Source organism: Paenibacillus sp. 1001270B_150601_E10 (assembly GCF_015558675.1).
Classification (GTDB): domain Bacteria; phylum Bacillota; class Bacilli; order Paenibacillales; family Paenibacillaceae; genus Paenibacillus_B.
The window spans coordinates 37,337-56,886 of record NZ_JADMOL010000013.1; the positions used below are offsets into that span (position 1 = coordinate 37,337).

Here is a 19,550-nt window from a genome sequence, read left to right on the forward strand (position 1 = left end):
CGATACGATCCAAGCCGATCGTTTGATCAAAGTTCTTCAATACTCCGTCCAAATCATTGACAATATCATAGCCAGCATCATGAATATGGCAGGTATCGAGACAAACGGAAAGACGATCGTTAAACTCTACTTTATCAAATATTGCAGCAATCTCTTCGAAGTTTCGTCCAACCTCGGTGCCTTTGCCAGCCATCGTCTCCAGAGCAATCTGCACTTCAGTTTCATTCGTATTGCGGAGCACTTCATTCAAGCCTTCAGCAATACGGTTAATGCCATACTCCGCATCTTTATCCGTATAGGCGCCCGGATGAAGCACAATTTGCTTCACGCCAATGTGATGCGTACGATGAATCTCCTCTTGAAGGAAGCTGACGGCAAGTTCGAACGTATTCGATTTGTAGGAACCGAGATTGATAATGTACGGGGCGTGAACAACGATCTCTTCAACGCCGTTTTTCGCCATCAATTCCTTGCCTTCCTTAATATATAGTGTGTCAATAGGCTTGCGGCGCGTATTTTGCGGCGCACCCGTATAGATCATAAACGAGCTGGAGCTATAGGTAGCCGCTTCTGTTGCTGCAGACAACAATCCTTTGTCAGAAAATGATACATGTGATCCGATTTTAAGCATATTACAGCTCCTTTCAAGTCATTTCTTTATTTTACTAGGAATATCGAAATAAATCTAGGAATGCGGTATAATTCAAGATGTATGGATTAGCAAATTAAGGTAAATGGCTGAGGTGAACGCATATGATCCCATTTTCATTTTTCCCGCTAGCCGGAGACGGACCTCCGAACTGGTTTATGAACTCTATAGCCTTTTGGGGCATGGTTATGCTTGGCTTTATGGCTATAGGCGGCTTCTTCATGTTCCGCAAATTCCTCAAGGTCCTGCCGATGAATGACGGCAAATCGAAGCTTGATTGGCAGAACTACTGGGTTGAGAAGAGCCGGCATTTATGGACGGATGATTCCAAAGCATTTCTTCAAGTGCTTGTTCAGCCCGTACCCAAGGCCTTCCGCGATATTGCTGCACACAGCATAGCCGCCAAGATCGGTCAGATTGCTGTGGAAAGCGGGGCTTCTGAAGTTACGCAAGACCATGTTATTGAAGGATATATTAAAGCGACGCCGAAGCGCGATCACGCCTACTTGGAGAAAACATTAAAGCGACACCAGATCGATTACAGCCGCTTCAAGCATCTTCTGCAGTAACTGCAAATATACTTATAGTATTCATCAACATAGACTTTATAAACCTGTAATGAAGGTTTATACGAGTGGAGAGCAATCGCAAACAGGATGAATGGGAAGATTCGTTCTATTAAAGTACCTTTACTATCTTCGTCATTCGTCGCAATTGGCCGTACATCTTGGGAATGATTACTATTTTCAATTGATGCGTAATGAGGTTAATGATATAGGATAACCAAACGATCACCCATAGACTTATAGCTTTGTTACAAATGATTAGGGGGTACAGTTATGCACATGCTTATAACAGGGGGGACGGGGCTTATTGGACGCGCCCTGATTCAAGACTGGCTTCAAGACGGTCATCAGGCAACCGTCATAACTCGTTCCCCTGCCGATCATCCGTCTACGAAGACGCAGCGTGTGACCTATACACGTTGGACAGACTTCCAGCAGAATAACGATCTCGACTTTGATGTTATCGTAAACTTAGCTGGAGAGACGATTAATCAACGATGGACGATACAAGCCAAAAACCGTATAACAGCTTCTCGTACATTATCCGCTAGAAGGTTAGCAGAATGGGCAGACAGGAGAGGCAAACCATTTCCACTCTTGATCAATGCTTCTGGCATCTCCATCTATGGAAGTTCCGCTACGGGAATATTCGATGAAACCAGCACTCGTCAAGGAAATGACTTCTTGGCAGACGTTGTGCGAAAGTGGGAGGAAAGTGCGGATCAGATTCCTGCTTTAAGAACCGTCAAGCTCCGTATCGCTCCAGTGCTAGCAGCTCGCCAAGGCGTATTTCCTCAGATGGCACTCCCCTTTAAGCTTGGAGTCGGCGGTCCGATCGGCAGCGGTTCTCAACCCTTCTCTTGGATCCATCTTGATGATATGATTCGTTTGATCCGCTTCATCATTCATGAATCAAGCATCGAAGGCGTTGTAAATGCAGCAGCTCCTGAGTCCTTGAGTAATGGAGAGTTCGGACGTGTATTAGCAAAAGAATATCGCAGACCATACTGGATGCCCGTACCTTCTTGGAGCCTAAGGTTCATGTTTGGAGAAATGTCCTCTCTGTTGCTAGAAGGTCAGCATGTATATCCAGCCAAAGCATTGGAGCATGGCTTTGCGTTTCAATTCGGAACAGCCGAGCGTGCTATTCAAGCGATCAGGCATGCCGAGGCTCATTCACAAGCCCATGGGCTGAATGCAGAAGAACCTTAATGCGTTCAAAGGTATAGACAGATTTGATGGAAGCTATTGATTAGGATTCAATTCGTTATGATAATACTCCACCAAATAAATAAGCATCCATGCTGGTCTCGAGCTGCCTTCGATGCCGTCATGGATGCTTATTTATTCGTTTTATAATCGAGATAAAAGTAAGGGACAGGGTGATAATAAGGACACGGCTAAGAATAAAGCAGCCAAAAGAATAGTAAGGAATAAGAGTAGAAATAGACGTAATACAAAGGATAAAAAATATATAAACAACGACACTAATACTTGGTGAAAAGTATAACCTAGATGTGATGCAAGACGAGTATCGTATGTCCCAGCTTGATTCTAGCACCATCCTCAACCTGATAAGTCTTATATGGAATAAGCAATTCTCCATTGAGCTCTGTTCCATTCTTCGATCCAAGATCCTGAATGGTGTATCCTTCTGTATCTTTCATCAGTTCACAATGCAGTTTGGAGACTCCCGTCTCCATCAGCAAATAATGCACCCCCTGCTCTGCCCTTCCCAGGACAAACGGCCACTCGCCTGCTGTCTTCTCCTCTGCCACCGTAACGCCATCTTTCGCTAATCTCTGGATACGAAGCTTTCCGGCCTTTGCTTGATGATTCCCAGTCTGATTTGAAGTTAGAAGCACCGTCGCATCCTGTGGTCCGCTATTTAGCACCGAGGTATGTGCGGCTAAATGAGAATAATGCTGTTCAACAGCATTAGCAGGCCGACTCTCTTGACGGGCATCTCCCCATGCATTAGAAACTGTCTCTTCTCTAGCTCTATAAGGAGAAGAAGATGCTCCTGGTACGCTCCTGTTCTGATAATCATTAGAGGCCGAATAAGAAGAGGGATTCGTATGAAGAACGCCTAAGCCATTCCTTCCCCCTAGCTCTTGTTTGGTTTGAACAGCATCACGCGACATTCCTACAGCCGCCTTTGAGTCCTTATTAACATTCGAAGGATAAGAAAAGCCGTTCTTTTCAGCAGCTTCTCTTTTCAACTGCGAAGTAAGCTCGATCGAAGCGAAGTCTGGCAGCAAAGGATCATTTTTGGAATGTTTTGAGCGTTTATGTACTGCAGCGGATCCCTTGGACCGGTTGAACATGCTATGGAACCAGCCTCTCCACCATGCAAAGCCTAAAAGCACGCCAATTAGCGTCACAACTAAGCTAAGAAGCATACTGACCGTATTGGCAGTTGTCATATAGCCAAACTTCCAACCTAATGCTCCAAGCAGCAAGGCAATCCCTGCACCGATAAGAGGAGACTGGGTAACAGCTTCCTCTTCTTCCTCCTCGTCATCAAAGCCCCAGTCTACTTCACGGCTTCTATTGGGAGCAGAGTGAGATACATGAGATGCTGCCGACCCAGCTTGTGAGAACAGCTCCTTATCCAGAAGCCTTTGCTGCTCAGTCTTCGTGCCGAATTGATGCCTCCTGTCTGGAATGGCGTGCTGCGAATACTCTCGCTCTGATCGGGACAACTGCCCTCCTTCACTAAAGGAGGATGCCGCTATCTCGTTATCATACATGCCAGCAATACCATGCTGCTGAACAGGAGGAGCTTGGACAAGCATTGCTTGCACAAACTGCTGGATTTGTTCAATGGATTGACTATCATCGTGGAGCTTTCGCAAGAGTTGCTGGAATCCATCGTTCGTCCACTGCTGAACAATGCTCGACAGCTGAACGGCCAACCTGCGCAGTCCTTCTATTGCTGCTTTGGCATGAAGAGCTTCATGTGTAGGGATGTATGGAACGTACAGCACCCCCTGCTGTGTGCCACCTTCAACAAACATAAACTGCTCATGCAGCAGCAGATGATTCGGATTCAGCATATACTCCCGACAACTCGATAGTAGTCGTAGTAGCTGAAGCATCCACTCGTAATATTGCAATTCGGTTAATTGCTCGCTTCGAATAAGCTGCTGCAGCATGCGTTTACCGCTTATTTCGTAAACCAAGGTCACATCATAGTCGAGTTCTTGCATATCCGCATGCAAGATATGGGGAATCCGATTTCGCTGAATCATTTTCAGGGAGTGAATGTCCATATCATTGGAACGAAGAGCAGGATCACGACGCAGCTTCATTACGATTTGTCCCTCATGGGCGAAATCTGCCTCATATCCGTACACGTGAACCCACCTTTCTATAGACCTTTATTGCATTCCTGTAAAATACACAAATAATGCAGCAGGAAGTACAGCTACCATAAACGGAAATGTAGTCGGCCGCTTCATATGCTCGCGAAACACGATAATATTACGAAGCCCAATGGTAACTAGAATCATCTGAACAAACTTCTTCCCGAAGGATCGATAATGAAATAACAGGAGTGCAAGACCAATAAAACCACCAAACAATATCGAATAAACAAAGATACTCCATACAGTTGCAGCCCCTACCCATGCACCTAATGCTGCAAACAACTTTACATCTCCGGCACCTACGACCTTAAATAGATATAATAACAGGAGAACAACGAAGCCACATGTTAGTCCAATTCCACTAAATAGTAATCCAGATAAGCCAGCGGAAATTAAGTAATAGAGCAATCCCAAATTAGCACAAGTGATCGTCAACACATTGGGAATTCTGCGACTTTTGATATCTGTAATGCTTGCCGTACCTATCAATACGGCGGCTGCAGCTTCTGCCAACATTAGATCCCCCCTCTCCCTTTACTCACCATCCTGCCTTCAATTCATATCTATTCCACATTAAAGCTCATATCTGTAGTTGCTCCACTATCTGTAATGACCTGAAGCCTCCATGAACCTTCCGTAGTGGAACCCGATACATGCCAATCCCATGATACATTCCCGTCAGCGTCCGCCTGCTTCCATACCAGTCCCTTTGCAACACTTTCGCCGCTTTTGTAGTATACAATCAACTTTACCTGTTCATTAGGCTGAGCCTTAGCCATCAACTTAGCCCGGTGACCAGGGCGAAGGGGATTAGGCTCGATACTTACAATTTGAGGAGCAGGCTTGTCCTTATCTGTTCCGTCAGACTGCGTCTCTGGCGGAGGACCATCTCCAATCCATGCACGTTCAGAAGCTCTCGCAGTTAGCGTCATCTTCTTCATGAGAATCGGAACTCTCATTGGCAAATCATATTCGACTTGAAGTGCTACAAAAGGCTCTGCCTTCTCTTTTAGATCCGGCAGCTTAAGATGGGTTACTCGAATCTTATCCGTGTCTAAAATATGCTGAATGCCGTATCGTTCAAGAAGTGGCTTGAAAATAACCTGCCCCACCGCAGCTTGAGCCTGTTCTCCTAGAGACTCGGCTTGATCTCCTATCCAAGTTCCTGCATCCTGAACCCAACCAGATACAGGCTCTGGCAGATCAGCGCCGAACTGCTGAACAAATTCCTTGGCCGTAAGACGCATCAACATTGCTGGAGGACGGGATAATACTGTGCCGATCGGGCCGACCTCCGTAATGGGTGGGGCATTCTCTACTAACTTTTGAACAGGATACAGATGAGTGGCCACCTGCTTTACTGCATTGGAAGCAGCGGATTGAAGTGCCGTAGATATCACAGCCGCTTGAATAAGGTATACAAAGAATAGAAATAACAGCAGGATCATGGGTAGCAGGATGGAAGCCTCTACAACAATGCTGCCTTCTGTTCTCTTCCAATTCTTCTTTCCCTTAATATGTATAAGCGGAGACTCGTGATGTCTCATAGTATCCATCCTTCACATCTCCTCCCAATGCCCCTGTCTGACCAAGCATCTGCATCAAGCCCGGCAGGAACCAAAGCTTCATTCTAGTATGAAGCTGGAGTTCGCCGTAAGTTCCCTGCTTTATGGGGTCTATTCCCGTATTGTAATGAATCAGGGCAAGCATTCGTATCACCATGTCATCCTTCGAGCCATGCATCATCATGAATAGACGCAAAAAGTCACTGTAAGAAAGTCGGATATTCGGTGTATACATAGACAAAGGCACCGCATTGGTTGTGACTAATTGCAGCATATCGCTTAACGCCATACTCACTCCCTTTGCTACAGCACAAGCTAGAATTATTAAAGGATGTCCCCCTCCAGCACATTGAACAAAGCCCTCCATCGTTCGAATGGCTAGCCGCATTCCGAATATTTCACCATAAGCAGCTGATAGATTCATAACGGGATCATGAAAACCATACATGATATACTCAAGTTCTTGATTATGTATACTAAGAGATTGAATAAGCTCTTCTGTTGGATTTTTTGATTTAAACAGTCCTTGCAGCTTCGTTGGATCGTAGCTGGTGAAGTAGTTGAAAGCATACTCATTTCGATAGAGTCGCTCTCGTGCACCTATCATAAATTCACCTAATCCTGTGTAGAGCTGATTCATGTCCTTCATCGATTCTTCAGCAGCGTCAGATGGATCACGATTCAAGCTGCCTCCGTATTCCCCCTCAGGAAGAGGCTTCTGATTGAACGCTTTTATCGCATCTGCTTTCGTTCTTACGTCTTGGTAGGCGTCACGATGCGAGGCTACCGCATTGTCCATATTCGCAAGCGTGGACAACAAGCTGGTGGCTTGGTTCAAGCTCTCGTTCGCTTCTTTTTCAAGCCTTCTACGTTCATCATCCGAAGCTTTAAGCTTCCCTATCTCCTGCTCTCGATCACTTATGATGTTGCGGGGAAGCTTCACATAGTCACGCTCGTATTGCTCCCACAATCTCCACATGCTTGTTACCGAACTTCTTAATCCCGAAGCAGAACCTCCACCCCCCAGGGAACTGCCAACTACAGATTGAAAAGAGCCCACATCACTATCCAGCTGAGCAAAGCTAGTCTTTTGCTTCTGCAGCTCATTCTCGTAATCGATAAAGAATGAATCTGGAAGCACGAGCGAATCTACGGATTCATTAATCTTTTTCAACTCGTCGGCAGTAGATGACTGCCCCGTCTCTCCAATTGAAGATTGGCCTACTTGGTTGTAGCCTTCACTTGGATGTGAGGCTCTAACCTGTTGAATGGTTATCTTCATCTGCTGGTTAATCGCACGCGCCTCTTTCACCGCTTGAATAGATCTATCCAGATGGGTGAAGTGCCTGCTTTGTGCTTTCATTATTGTTCTTCGCATGGTATCCGCCGTATTGCGAGCGTCCGATTCATATTGTCGTATGGTGCTGCTATGGATCTTATCCTCTTCCTCAAGACCAGCATCTTCACGGATCATCCGAACGTAATCGGCATATTGTGTTGCAATATCCGCTGCAGTCGAGATAGAACCAACGGAATCATCCATGAATAAAAAGCGGATATCCTCTGTAATGCTTCGTTTGATATCAGTGCCTACCGCCTCATCCCGAGCCTGCTTTTGAAAGCGCAGAGCGTGATCCAGCTCCTTATTCCGCTTATCAAAGTCTTTACGCACTTTGTTAAGAAGCTCTGTCGTCTTGGCTGCTTCCTCCATCGCTCCCGAGACCGGCTTCATCTTGCCGATAAGCTCGTAAGCGATCTGTACAGGTGCTTTATACTTCATATCCTCCATTACCTGCTGATCGAATTGCTCCAACCGCCCAAGCGGACGAGTAACAGAAGAGGAATGCTCGCCAACCTCCATATTGACCCAGGCGAATTCATCAGAGATTCGAGGTGAGTGATCACTTAATACGGCCTCGGCAATAAGAGCTGGGTCCGTCTGCCCATAGGCAAACAGACCATATCGTTCCTGGAGTGCAGGCTCATAAGCAGACATTACAGAGCGAATGGAGGTCTGTGCCGCGGCTTCCGTTCGCCACTCGAATGCTGCAATACGAGCATAATCGATCATAACTGCCATCACGGCAAAGACAACCATCGTAACGAAGATGAGAAATATGGAGACCGCTCCCCGGTCACTTTTTCGAAGCGAACCCCTCTTTTGAAAAAGTGTCCGGTGCTTACTAGATGTAGTCGGTTTCTTGATCATATGTCTTCTCCTTATCCTTTCTATGGCTTAGCTGCCTCCGTCACGAGCTGTCCCGCCTGCTTCGGACTAGCTCCCAGATGATTCATCGCTTGAATCTTCGTCGTCATGTATCGTGCAAGCTCTACGGTACGAATGAATTCTACTGGTTCTACAATTGCACTCACTGATGTTCCCTCTAGCTTGATTCCAAACCCCGTCATACGTTCAAAGCTTTGTCCGAATGCCTCCTGCTTCACAGTAGCTGTTAACGTTCGCTCAATCACTGCATTCCCGAAGGATACTTCACCAAAGTAGGAATGAGGAAGAAACTCGGCTCCCATTGACATCTTCTTCTCTGGCAAACTGTCGGAAGCATGCGGTGCAGGAAGCTGAATCGTGTATCCACCACCACCTGCGAAGCCGCCACCGAATACTCGATCCAGCATTTTGTCTTGAAAAAGCCTCCAATAGAGCGGATCTTTCTCAAACGCCGGAAATTGCCCTGTCTTCGGGTCCTTGTGACTGTTATCCCATACGACCGCACCTCGATCAGAAGCAAGCGCTGCTGCATGGTTGGTCATCACCATGAGATACATGTACATTCCAAAAAAGACGATTGCGATTGTACTGTACAAAATAATCGGAAGAACGAGCGAAGCTTCGATCATGAGGGTGCCGTCCTCACGCAAAGCCCTTTTCCAAAGCCTGCTCATCCTCCCCCTACTCTTCTTGCAGACATAACGAATGGTTGTCTTTTTCATCGCACTACAGCTTCTTTACTTTATTTGAAGATTTCATTGGATTTGGATTTGGTCTGATTGAAAAGATCAAGAATAAATCCTTCAATTTGCTTTCTGAACAGCAAAGCAATAACAACAATGATTGCAATAATGACGACAAGCTCTACTGTCCCCAGGCCGTCCTCATCCTTCCAAAGATTCTTCGCTTGTGTGCTAACCATATTCAACATTCCGATCCTCTCCTTATTCAAATCATGATATTTACTTCATCATCAAGAGCGCGGGACCGCCGACAAGAGCCAGCAGTACGATAAACATTAGCATCATCGGGAAAATAAGCTTCGTCGATGCTTCTTCACCACGCATTCGAGCGACAGCCTTTCGCTTCTCCCAAAGCTGCCTTCCCAAATCCTCCATCGCAAGGACAAAGGATTGTCCACCGCGCTTCTGATTAATTAACAAGGTCGTAGAGAACATCGCGGCTTCTTGAATCGCGCACCGCTTTGCAAATTGCTCCATTGCTTGAGGGAAGGCATATCCATTCGCAACATCCTTCAGCATGCGATCCAGTTCGACATACAAAGGATGATGGAGTTCCCCTCGTTTACGATCCAGACAGGTCTGCAATGCTCGGGGTACGGTCTCTCCTGCTTGAACTAACAGGGTAAGCTTGCTTAGAAGTTCAGGAAGCTCCAACTGAAGATCCTGACGCTTGCGCTCCGCACGATTCAAGACATCCTTCCATTTTGCTAGCGGCAGGATAATTCCTAATACGAGTCCGCCGATCATATTCATTAGGCTTCCATCCGTGATTGCCGCAAGCAAGGGTCCAATCAGAAGCCCCCCATACAGATAAAAGCCAAGCTCAGCAGTGATAAGGCGGAAGCGATTATGATATTCATGAGGACCGTAGAATTGAAAGATTGCTTGCCTTAGGCCCATAAACATAGGATGAGTATCAAGCGTTGGCTGAAATCTTCGCATAACAGACAGCATCCACGGCAGCCACTTGCTAATCTTACTTAGCTCGGGAGCTTGGGCGAGAAGCTCTTCGTAATGCGGATACAAGCGCTTATTGTTCAGCCAAAGGATCAGCAGACCAGCAGCAAATACAGCAATCCATATCCAGCTTGGAAGCATATTCCCCCTCCTTCCTCACACCCGGATATTCATCATTCGGCTAATCATCCATACACCTAGAAACAGCAGCAGCAAAGATACAGTGGCGATCGCCCTTCCAACCCCTTCATATAAAGGCATCAAAAAGTCCGGTGCACTGAGATTTAGAAAGCTTAGAAATACGAAGGGAGCTGCCATCATGGCTTTCATCTCCAGCCTTTTCTGTGCAACAAGCACCTCAATCTCCTGCATGATATCCATCTTCTCTCCGATAACAGAGGATGTTCTTCGCACCACCTCGATCAGATCTCCCCCCATACGCTTACAGGTAACGATAACGTCAGCAAAGTTAGCGATGTCCTCCTGCTTTGCACGCAAGCTAAAGTCCATAATTGCTCGTTCCATCGGCTCCCCATTCTCCATACGAAATTTAATAATTCGAAGCTCACGTATCATATCTGCATCGACTCCGGGATAGAGCAGCGTCAGGTCCTGAATCGCTTCCTTAAAGGCATTCTCGATAGAACGCCCTGCTGATAATGAGGAGCTCAGCGAATAAAGAGCTTGCTTAAACTGCATGGACAGCTGGGACCGCTTTCGATCGAGCAGCGCCTGTCTTCGAATGCGGGGATAGTATAATCCAAGGCAGCCAATTACAATGACGCCTAGCCAATGCTTATAAAACAGCATTCCAATCATGGAAGTCACAAGCACTCCAACACAAAGTGCAAAGAGATACTCTTTCTTCGATAATTGATACTCCGTGTAATGGGGTAAGCCTTGATCGTTGATATTGGACGCCTTGCCTTTTCTATCTGTTGAGGCTGCCTTCTTTCCCTTCTTGTTCCAACCTATCAACTTACTCATGCTCACTTCCCGCCTTGCTGCCATCTACTGTACCTCCGCCTCATCCAAGAGATTTATCCCTGCCATCTTTAGCTTCCATCGATGGAATATTCGATGTTGGGGTCTCAGCTGACCAAGCACTCGGCCATCCTCTTCACCTTCTTCTTCGAATTGGAATAAAGGTGACAGCTCAATCTCACCTCCCTCCATCCCCTTTACTTCAGCAATCTCGATTACTTTGCGAGACCCATCGCGTATCCGAGCAAGATGCACGACAATATCGAGCGCTGATGCAATCTGTTGTCTGACTACGGGCAGGGGAAGATTAGCACCACTGAGCACCATCGTCTCCAGTCGACTCATCATGTCCCGGGCTCCGTTCGCATGACCTGTGGAAAGACTGCCATCGTGGCCTGTATTCATCGCCTGAAGCATATCCAACGCCTCTGCCCCACGTACCTCCCCAACAACTATGCGGTTAGGACGCATTCTGAGCGAAGCTCGAATCAGGTCACGAATCGGTATAGCTCCTTTGCCTTCGGTATTTGCGTTTCTCGTCTCAAGCGAAACTAGATTCGGTACCGTGACGATCTGAAGCTCTGCAGCATCTTCAATCGTAATCACCCGTTCATCTGGGGGGATATATTGAGACAAGGCATTCAGGAATGTTGTCTTTCCTGAGCCTGTACCTCCGCTGATAAAAATGTTGTATTTGGCCTTTATAAGCTGCTTAAGCATAGAGGCAGCCTCCTCAGGAATAGCTCCCCACGCCACCAAGTCATCCATCGTCATTGGCCGTTCCGGAAACTTACGAATCGTAACGGTCGCTCCCTTCAAAGCAATCGGAGGCAAAACAACGTGCACGCGAGAGCCGTCAGCAAGTCTCGCATCCACGATCGGCGTAGATTCATTTACAACTCGGTTCACTTGCCCTACAATGGCTTGAATGACATCCTCCAGCTTCTCATTGCTTTCAAATTGAATATCGCTTTGGATCATTCGTCCCTTCCGCTCTATAAAAATCTCGTGGGGGCCATTAATCATAATCTCCGTAACTGTAGGATCATCCACAAGAGGCTGCAGAACATCGAGTCCTCGGAAGGAATGATACACACGCTTAACAACCTGCTTCATCTCAGAAGCAGTCATGTAGTTCACTTCAGGAGAATTAAACAAGTTCTGTTCAATTCTGCTCTCGAGTTCTTCATCGCTTACACTTTGGTCCCACTCCAGCTGTCCTCTCACTTGATGACGAATACGAATGCTTAACTCGTTCAGATCCAGCGCTTCCTGACCTGTCATCCATGCATGATCTGAGCTTCTCTCAGCTTGATGTGGTTGTTCCTGTATCTTCCTCATGTTCATAACGCTCCTGATAACGAAGTACTGAAAGTCGTATTTCCAACATGATAAATGGAACTATGATGTTTGCTCAGCAAGAGCAGATCATTAGTAACGTTCATGCATCCATGGTGCAGCAGCTTGCATCCAATCCCGAAAGGCAGCTTGGAACACCTCTGAACCGTATCCTTGATCCATCCGATGCCTCTGCTTCCATTGGGGTATATAGGGGAAATAGGCATGAACCGTAGTGGGACGTGTAAAGGAATTCAGCATGGAGCCCATATAACGATTTATAATGACCTGCAAGCGACTCATCGTGCTAGCGCCTAATCCTTGCCCATCTTGTCCCCATTGCTTCCAGCATAGCTCGCTCTTGCCTATCTGCGAGCAATCATCTGTAACCACCCAGACGACCTGATCACTATTGCTCACAGCTGCATCTGCAAGAGCATGCCCTGGAGACGTATCCACGACGATCAAATCATATCTGCCGATGCTCTTCAGCCAATTCAGCACTTTGGTAATGGTCGGCCCGTCCAGCTCATTCCATTCATTCCTGCGAATTCTCCAATCAAATGTCTCTACTGGTAGGCTTCCCATAGGAAATAAATAGGGATCAGGCTCGATCGCTTCAGAGGGGTCCTTTCGAGACAGCCAATAAATAAGCTTCGAGAAGCTTCCCTCACTGGTTCGAGCCTCCCCGCTCATCGCCGTAGGTAATGGAGGAGAACCCCACTCATGGATCCAGTCCAAATTCCAATAAAATACCCTCAGTCCCTTTTCTTGAGCGTAATGGGTAAGATGAGAAGCAATGGTTGTCTTCCCAGCTCCGCCTCCCCCAGAGCTGATTGTCCAGACAGAGGCATCGTTAGGACTTGTATGGGCACGAATAGGATCTTCAGAGATGCGAGCAATGGACAATCCTAGAACCCATAGCTGTTCAAAGAGCTGGGATAAAGGCTGATACGGTGTCACGGCATACGCAGCACCGCTTGAGGGCAGATGCTGGTTTCTTCCGCTAGACTCATCCAGCTCGACAATAGTCAAACCTTGATCATCATTCGTGATCAGGCTCGTTTCTACTTCATTTCTCCAGTCCGGATCAATAATGAGAAGTTGTACCTCAGTCTGCAAGCCAACGTAATGTCTCAACGTGTCCATCTGTGAGAACACTCTCAAATGCACGCGATCGGCATAAACACTATGTCTCCAGTAATCTCGAATTCGTTCCAGCAGTCCTTTATCCGGCAGTCCAATCACCCAGCATTGCTGAACCTGATGCATGCTTGACTCAACCTCCTAAGAATGAAAACACAAAAAACCGCCACAAAAGCCTATGACCTTCATAGGCTTCGTGACGGTGCTTCCGTACGAATAATATTGATTTGAATGTAATATATCATAATATTTCCAGAGTTGCAATATCCCTTTTTCACTTTCACTGATGAAACTATATGAAGTGCTAATGAATCTTTGCAGATCTGTTATTCCACTTAGCGAACGGCTTCTCTCAGATGGCTCAAGTAGCGCCAACGAATCAGCAGGAAGTATAGAATCTGCGCCACCGTAAATCCTGCCAGCACCTTGAACGTTTGGCCAGCAATGGATAGATTTATAAGGTTCTGCAGCGCCATAAAGGCAAAGATACTATGAATGATCGCCACCAGAATAGGCACAAAGAACAAGAGCAGCAGCTGCGTCGTTGCGATCTTTTTAAGCTCAGAATCCTTTAGGCCAATCTTGCCAATAGCGCGATAATGCTCCTTGTCTTGCTCCAAATCAGTAAATAAGCGGAAGTATAAGAAGCTTCCTGCTGCGATGAAGAACACAGCACCTACAAGCAAGGCTGAGAACAGCATGATGCTGTACATCTGTTTCATTTCAGAGAACGAGCTTTCAAGAGAGGTGAAATCAAATAATGGCGCTTTGCCATGATCACGATCAGCATAATAAGCATCGAGTTCTTGACTTAGCTTCTCCTGTATATCATCCCCAATGTGCTTGGTCTCTTTCCAGCTGTCTGTCTTGTATCCAATGAGTGTCCATGGCTCAGCATGTCCAGCTATTTTGGCATATAACTCATCCGATACCACGACGCCATTATACATCATGCCAGAGTTGAATACAGGGCCGTCAGCCCGTCCATCCGATACAACCGTGATCCCACTCTTCTGAAGCGTAATGCTTTGATTAGTGCTTACTTCATAATGCTTGGAAGCAATATTATCGGTAAGCAGCTTCGCATGCTCCCCTTGAAGATTTAACGTCTCCATGTTCAAGAGCTTCGCCATTTTGTTATACTCCGATACACTCACTATCTTAACGTCACTGCCAGATTGCTTGCTTTGATCAATTAAGAAAGGCGTCGTTACTTTCGAATAGTCAATATTTTTCTCTTTCAACTGGGACTCAAGGCTGTCCAATTGCAGATTCGCCTCTGTATGCTGATTCGCGGCCGAGTAGCCGATCGCAAACGGCATATTAAGCTCCATTTCCTTATCCATCACGCCGAATGAAGCAAGCGTACCTACTGCACAGAAGGCTACCGTTGACACAATACACACCATGAAGAACATGCGCGCATTATCCTTCATGCGATATGCAAGATCTGAGATTGTAATAATATTTGTACGGTGCAGGAACAACCCTTGATTACGTTTCAGCATGTTGATGATGAATACACTAAGCTGTGTAAATAAGAAGTACGTTCCTGTAATCGTTATAATGATGACGGGGAACATCAGTATGCCAATTGTAGCTGCATTGGCAGTAGCTGCGAGCGTATAGCCTGCTCCAAGCAGAAGTGCCGCCAGCACAGATAGCCATACGGAGGCCTTGGGCTCTGTCTTAGGCTTGTTCGTGCCTTGCAATAATTGAATAACCTTCTTCTTATTTACCATGAATTGCGTCATGATAGAGATTACAATGAATAAGATCGAGAAGGATACCACTGTAAGTAGTACAGCCTTCGGCGCAATATAATACGGAAGCTTCACATCCATCATATTGCCTCCGATCAGAAGACCAAGCTTAGCGAACAGCAGTCCTGCGCCTACCCCTGTGAGGATCGAGACAAATCCAATCAGCAGATTCTCCAGGAAAATCAAGCGATTAAGCTGACGATGAGACATCCCTTGAATAATAAATACACCGAATTCATGCTGTCTTGTCTTAAGAAATGCACTTACCGAATACAAAATGAAGAAAAAGGAAAACACATATACAATCCACTGCGCAGCACTCATCGCGGTAACCGCTACCTGGTGAATGAGCCCACCCTTCATATCCGGGTGATAGGCAATGATGGAGTATACAAAAAAGATCATGACGGAGAAAGCACTGCTCAAAAAGTAAGCAGCATACGTCCTTTTGTTCCGAAACACATTATTAAAGGCTAGCTGTCGAAAATTCACCGATTACACCTCCTATTCTGACAATCTCTTTTACACTCTTCCTGGACTATATTCGCTTTGGTCACCGCCCATCAGAGCGAGAACCTCCATAATTTGCTGGAAGAACACCTGCCGATTGGAGGCTGGTCGAATTTCCTTATACAACGTTCCGTCCTTGATAAAAATGACACGATTGCAGTAGCTGGCAGCAAAGGCATCATGTGTCACCATCATCATCGTTGCCCCGTCATTGCGGTTAATGCTCTCCAGCGTCTCCATCACGTCGCGTGAGGCTTTCGAATCCAGATTACCTGTCGGCTCGTCAGCTAAAATAAGCTTTGGACGATGAATGATCGCTCTAGCAATAGCTGCGCGCTGCATCTGTCCACCGGAGATCTCATACGTACGCTTCTTCATGATTTCCCCGATGCCAAGCCGCTCCGCTAGCTCGTTGGCATCCCGCTTCATCTTTTTGACACTAACCCCTTCCAATGTCAGAGGAAGCATAATGTTCTCTTCCACGGTCAAGGTGTGAAGCAGATTAAAGTATTGGAATACAAAGCCTAGCTCTCTTCTACGGAAGGAGGCGAGCTTTTCTTTTTTTAATTGATGAGGATTTACGCCGTTGATGAATACCTCGCCAGAGGTTGGACTGTCGATTGTTGCTACTGTATTTAGAAAGGTCGTCTTGCCGCTTCCTGAAGGACCCATAATGCCTACAAATTCACCCTGCTCTACCGAAAGGTCGATACCCTTCAGCACAGGCGTCGCTACTTTACCCTCGTAAGTCTTCACGACATGACGTACACTAAGCATTTCCATGCTTGATTCCACTCCCTCGGTTTCATTTGAGTTCATTATAGAAGAAGCGAACTGTGTTATCGTTGGATTATGCTTTCATCTACCTTTCAATATTGTCATGAAGCGTAAGAATACGATACTTAGTTATTCTTATCGCTAGGGGAACTGGGCTGAATGAAGACGTGACATGACTAACAACGGCCCTCTTTATTTACATAAAAAAAGCCTGCCGCTCAGCATCAAGCTGATTCGACAGGCACCTTTTCTATCTTCAACTATAATATTTTATACTTTGAATTTGCTTAAGGAAGCCTTCAAGCTAGACGATACCTCTTCAAGCTGCTGAGACAATTCCACGAGATGACTGGAGATATTCAGCTGCTCTCCACTCAAGGAAGCAACTTCCTCAGATGTCGCAGACGCTTCTTCGGCAACAGCACTTACATTGCTCATCGCCTCGATCAGCGTCGATTGCGCTTCATTCAGGCGTTGGATATTCGTAGTTACATGATCAAGATTGCTGACCATGCCCTCCATCTTCTGTTGGACCTGACTGAAGATCTGGTCTGTATCCCGCACCGCTTCTGTCTGCTGCTCAAAAATAGGGAAAGCAGAGGACAGCGCTTGTACGGTCTCGTGAATTTCCTTCTCGATCTGATCCGTAATGGAAGCGACCGTATCCAAGGACGTATGCGTCTCATCGGCAAGTTTGCGAATCTCGTCTGCTACCACCATAAAGCCTTTGCCGGCAGCCCCAGCTCTTGCTGCTTCAATCGTAGCATTCAGAGACAAGATGTTTGTTTGCTTCGACATATTGTTCAGCACGACGATAATCTGACGAATGGATTTCGTGCTGCCGCCAAGCTCATTGACTTTATGCGCAAGTGAACGCATCATCTCTTCGGTAGTGCCTGTGCGCTGCATCAAGGCATTCATGTTGGACACCCCGTTGCTGCTAGCGCTTTCGACATCCTGAACGGATTGTTCCATCCCGCCGTTGGCCTCTACCACGCTCTTCATCTGGGCAGCCATATTATAGGTAAGATCATGACCGCGTTCAGCCTCAACAGCAAGGCTCGTTGCCCCCTTCGCAATCTCCTCTGTTGCGACCGCAATCTCACGGGCTGAGACAGCCGTACTGCGAGACGCTTCTGAGAGCGCTTGTGCAGTAGAAAGCACGGCACTTGCATTTTCCTCTGTTTGTTTCACGAGTCCTGTAATTTGTTCCATCATCGTATTGAAGGCTTTGGACAGCGCGCCGATCTCATCTTCTGAAGTCGACTTGGCGCGAACGCCGAGATTCCCTTGTGATCCTTCATGCATCAGCTCACGCAACGATTGCAGTGGCTTCGATATCATGCGCATAACGAACCAGCCAATAACAAGGGCAATAAGCGTAGCTGCGAGTACACAAATTAACGTCACGATAAGAATCGTATTTGCATCCTTAACGAGCTCCCTAACCGGAATCTCTCCAATTAAGAGCCAGCCATTCGTCTTGATCTCATGGTATACCGTCAGCATCTGCTCGCCCTTATCTGCCTTCACAAAGGAGCTGCCTGTCCACTCCTTCTCATTCTCGCCCTTCTTCGGCACGAGCCATTCTGGAGCCTGCTTCGTATACTCTGCTGCGTCTTCCGCATACATGATGCGACCTTCAGGATTAATGACGCGAAGCTGTGAACCTTCGCCCAGCTGCAGGCTTTCGATCGATTCCGAGAGCGCCTTCAAACTAAGCTCCATAATAATCACATAGTCCGCTTTGCCTGTACCGGAATCTCTCATTTCCCTTGCAAGGCCAAAGGTTGGCTGCTTGGTATTCGCTAGTCCCTCAGGCATTGTCTCGAGCCATACAACTCCGCCTTTGGCATCAATAATTTTCTGGAACCAGTCATTCTTAATAATGTCCTCAGTCTTTACTTGATAGCCGTTGGAGTTATATGTCTCTCGCTTCGTATCCAATGGAACCAAATAAATCTCCTGCAAAAGATCATTGCTGATCGTATAGTTCTGCAAAGAAGACTTGATGTTGTTCTGGTTCTCAATCATCGTATACGTGTAATCTTGCAGCGTAAGTCCTTTTTTCAAATAGTTCACCAGGTTCGGATCGAACATGACTTGCATGCTCATAGTCAAATACTGGTCTATTCTCATATTGATCTTCTCGGCGCCTTGAATCATCGTCTGGTAGCTTGCTTCAGATACCTTCCGTTCAATAGCCTGTTTAGATACCGTGTATGAGATAATACCTACGGTTACAACAAATACAAGTATGCTTACGACAAAGATGATGAACAGCTTAACACCAATTGACTTAAAGGGATGCTTAAACAGATCCAAATTCAAACGTGCCTTCCAAGATGCTTTCGACGGGAAAACATTCTTCATTCGGGTCATCTCCTTTTCTCCCGGATCACTCTATGTATGTTTATCCTGCATAATCTACTTGCTGTGTAGGCTATCTCTATACACAATAGCTGCATAAGTATGCCTTAGCTCAATTCACGATCAAACGCTTCCACAACATCCAGTGACTCGACCTCAACCTCTCTATAGAATTGAAAGTCGGGATGTTCCTCCATTAGCTTCTCCCGGCACAAATTCCTTAGGGCAGCTTCATCCAATGGCTCCTCAGAACCGATTACGAGCTGATCAACCCTCTCCTTCTCTGAGTAATCAAAATCAACGGTACGACACGTCACATCGACGACGTGCAGGTATCGCCCTGGGTGATAGCTCACATGCTTAAACAGCTTATGTATAGGTGTATAGTTGTAGTTCAATCTGATTCACTCCTGTTCTCTTATCCACCTTATATACATAATATCGGTCAAATGAACTAGTTTCAAAAGATTTTTCCAATATTTTTTTCATTTTCTTAACGATTCCTTTATAAATGACATAAAAAGACACAAAATGACATAATTCACGTCTTTTTGAATCATGTCTATTTGCATCCTTATCGATTT

At 46.3% G+C, this 19,550-nt stretch carries 17 protein-coding genes; 2 read left to right on the forward strand and 15 right to left on the reverse strand.

The window, feature by feature from the left end; all coding sequences use genetic code 11:
- On the reverse strand, positions 1 to 631 hold a 631-nt coding region (locus I2H74_RS24850), incomplete at its 3' end, for a deoxyribonuclease IV (protein WP_229106906.1).
- Positions 632 to 753: 122 nt separating this feature from the next.
- Between I2H74_RS24850 and I2H74_RS20900 the strand changes: the two genes are divergently transcribed.
- Positions 754 to 1,218 carry a DUF2621 family protein gene (locus I2H74_RS20900; protein ID WP_195576186.1) on the forward strand — a complete coding sequence of 155 codons (465 nt, stop codon included), beginning with the start codon at positions 754 to 756 and terminating at the stop codon, positions 1,216 to 1,218.
- 270 nt (positions 1,219 to 1,488) lie between these two features.
- A complete protein-coding gene (locus I2H74_RS20905; protein WP_195576187.1) occupies positions 1,489 to 2,427 on the forward strand; it encodes a TIGR01777 family oxidoreductase in 939 nt (312 codons plus the stop codon).
- Positions 2,428 to 2,726: 299 nt separating this feature from the next.
- Here I2H74_RS20905 and I2H74_RS20910 read toward each other — a convergent pair whose 3' ends face one another.
- The 14 genes from I2H74_RS20910 to I2H74_RS20975 all read right to left on the reverse strand — a co-directional run bounded on the left by I2H74_RS20910 (position 2,727) and on the right by I2H74_RS20975 (position 19,364).
- The gene (locus I2H74_RS20910; protein WP_195576188.1) at positions 2,727 to 4,574 is read right to left on the reverse strand and encodes a DUF6382 domain-containing protein; all 1,848 of its coding nucleotides are present in this window, start codon (positions 4,572 to 4,574) and stop codon (positions 2,727 to 2,729) included.
- A 24-nt stretch (positions 4,575 to 4,598) separates the two neighbouring features.
- Positions 4,599 to 5,102 (reverse strand): A24 family peptidase, encoded by a 504-nt coding sequence (locus I2H74_RS20915; RefSeq protein ID WP_195576189.1) that lies wholly within the window; start codon positions 5,100 to 5,102, stop codon positions 4,599 to 4,601.
- 47 nt (positions 5,103 to 5,149) lie between these two features.
- On the reverse strand, positions 5,150 to 6,142 hold the full coding sequence (locus I2H74_RS20920; protein ID WP_229106907.1) for an AAA family ATPase: 993 nt from the start codon (positions 6,140 to 6,142) through the stop codon (positions 5,150 to 5,152).
- Positions 6,099 to 8,360, reverse strand: coding sequence for a TadE/TadG family type IV pilus assembly protein (locus I2H74_RS20925; RefSeq protein ID WP_195576190.1), 2,262 nt, complete (start codon positions 8,358 to 8,360; stop codon positions 6,099 to 6,101). The genes I2H74_RS20920 and I2H74_RS20925 overlap by 44 nt, the downstream gene beginning before the upstream one ends.
- Before the next feature lie 20 nt (positions 8,361 to 8,380).
- Complete coding sequence (locus I2H74_RS20930; RefSeq protein WP_195576191.1) at positions 8,381 to 9,052, reverse strand: TadE/TadG family type IV pilus assembly protein; 672 nt, start codon at positions 9,050 to 9,052, stop codon at positions 8,381 to 8,383.
- 68 nt (positions 9,053 to 9,120) lie between these two features.
- Complete coding sequence (locus I2H74_RS20935) at positions 9,121 to 9,309, reverse strand: Flp1 family type IVb pilin (RefSeq protein ID WP_229106908.1); 189 nt, start codon at positions 9,307 to 9,309, stop codon at positions 9,121 to 9,123.
- Positions 9,310 to 9,340: 31 nt separating this feature from the next.
- The gene (locus tag I2H74_RS20940) at positions 9,341 to 10,219 is read right to left on the reverse strand and encodes a type II secretion system F family protein (RefSeq protein ID WP_195576192.1); all 879 of its coding nucleotides are present in this window, start codon (positions 10,217 to 10,219) and stop codon (positions 9,341 to 9,343) included.
- Between the two features lie 15 nt (positions 10,220 to 10,234).
- Complete coding sequence (locus tag I2H74_RS20945; RefSeq protein WP_195576193.1) at positions 10,235 to 11,065, reverse strand: type II secretion system F family protein; 831 nt, start codon at positions 11,063 to 11,065, stop codon at positions 10,235 to 10,237.
- Positions 11,066 to 11,089: 24 nt separating this feature from the next.
- Entirely contained in the window at positions 11,090 to 12,346 is a 1,257-nt protein-coding gene (locus tag I2H74_RS20950; RefSeq protein ID WP_195576238.1) for a CpaF family protein, read from the reverse strand.
- A 147-nt stretch (positions 12,347 to 12,493) separates the two neighbouring features.
- Positions 12,494 to 13,672: a tyrosine-protein kinase family protein gene (locus tag I2H74_RS20955; protein ID WP_195576194.1), complete on the reverse strand. Its 1,179-nt coding sequence runs from the start codon at positions 13,670 to 13,672 to the stop codon at positions 12,494 to 12,496.
- 209 nt (positions 13,673 to 13,881) lie between these two features.
- Complete coding sequence (locus I2H74_RS20960) at positions 13,882 to 15,801, reverse strand: FtsX-like permease family protein (protein ID WP_195576195.1); 1,920 nt, start codon at positions 15,799 to 15,801, stop codon at positions 13,882 to 13,884.
- Between the two features lie 30 nt (positions 15,802 to 15,831).
- The gene (locus I2H74_RS20965) at positions 15,832 to 16,596 is read right to left on the reverse strand and encodes an ABC transporter ATP-binding protein (protein WP_324254126.1); all 765 of its coding nucleotides are present in this window, start codon (positions 16,594 to 16,596) and stop codon (positions 15,832 to 15,834) included.
- Positions 16,597 to 16,866: 270 nt separating this feature from the next.
- A complete protein-coding gene (locus I2H74_RS20970) occupies positions 16,867 to 18,969 on the reverse strand; it encodes a methyl-accepting chemotaxis protein (protein WP_195576197.1) in 2,103 nt (700 codons plus the stop codon).
- Positions 18,970 to 19,073: 104 nt separating this feature from the next.
- Entirely contained in the window at positions 19,074 to 19,364 is a 291-nt protein-coding gene (locus tag I2H74_RS20975) for a hypothetical protein (RefSeq protein ID WP_195576198.1), read from the reverse strand.
- Positions 19,365 to 19,550: the final 186 nt, after the last annotated feature.